A 1,309-nucleotide genomic window follows, 5' to 3' on the forward strand; every position below is an offset into this window, starting at 1 on the left:
TGCATTGGTCACGCTGATAGCATTTGCCGTCAGAGTAGTAGCCGCTACCTCGAAGCTATCCGCTTCTGAGCTACCCGTGAGCGTTCCGCCATTCAGATCTGCATTTTCTGTCTCACGGAAGGTGATACCCAGAGTTTCGAGTGCATAATCCACCGCATTTCCAAACTCTGCAAACAGAGACGCATCGGCACCATCGGTATTCACCTGGTCAGCACCGTCATCTGCATTTACGACTTCAACATTACTGAAGTCGATTCCTGCAGACGTCAGCGCATTCGTACCTGTCACATCAAAGGTGTCGGCATTCGCTGTACCGGTCAGAGCGTTATCAGCTAGGTCTGCAACTTCAACCGATGAGAACTCGTAATTCGCAGTCTCGAGCTCGTTGTCCGTGCCTGTGAGTGTTGAGTTACCATCATTCACGATCAGAACATCATCGCCGTCGCCGGCATTAATGGCAGACGCTGCATTGGTCACCGTCATTGCATTCGCAGTCAGAGTTACACCTGTCACTTCGAAGCTGTCGGCCGCATCACTACCGGTAAGAGCACCGTTGGCCAGGTCGAGATTCTCTACCGAGGTAAAGGCGATCTGTTGAGTCGTCAGGGCATTATCAACGGCCACAGTTCCCGCACCATCGGTCTGGCTGACCAGAGTCGCTGCATTGGTATTCACCTGGTCATCACCATTGCCGGCATCGACTGAGGCAACGTTAGTGAAGTCGATATCCGCCGAGGTCAGAGCATTAGGAGCTGAGACATCAAATGTATCGACACCTGCAGTACCCGTCAGAGCATTACCGGCGAGGTCAGCCGTTTCAACCGAAGTGAACTGGTAGTTCGCTGTGTCGAGCTCGTTATCAGTACCCGTCAGTGTCGAATTAGCATCGTTAACAGTCAGGACATCAGTACCGTCGCCTGCATTAATAGCAGATGCTGCACTGGTCACAGTGATGGCATTAGCCGTCAGAGCAGATCCGGTTACTTCGAAGCTATCGGCTGCATCACTGCCTGTCAGCGTACCGCTCGTCAAATCCAGATTTTCTACCGAAGTAAATGCAATCTGCTGAGTCGTCAGGGCGTTATCAACAGCCACGCCTGTATCACTGACCAGAGTCGCACCGTTGGTATTAACCTGGTCATCACCGTCGTTGGCATCTACTGACGCAACGTTGGTGAAATCGATATCCGCAGATGTCAGAGCGTTAGCGCCCGTCACGTCGAAGGTATCGACACCAGCGGTACCCGTCAGGGCATTGCTTTGCAGGTCTGCAACTTCAATCGATGTGAACTCATAGTTCGCTGTGTTC

General features: G+C 52.3%; 1 protein-coding gene. It reads right to left on the minus strand.

What is annotated here, in order from left to right; all coding sequences use genetic code 11:
• On the minus strand, positions 1 to 1,309 hold a 1,309-nt coding region (locus B2R29_RS13640; RefSeq protein ID WP_301181568.1), incomplete at both ends, for a beta strand repeat-containing protein.

Source organism: Thalassolituus sp. UBA3500 (genome assembly GCF_002377545.1).
Lineage (GTDB): Bacteria > Pseudomonadota > Gammaproteobacteria > Pseudomonadales > Oceanobacteraceae > Thalassolituus.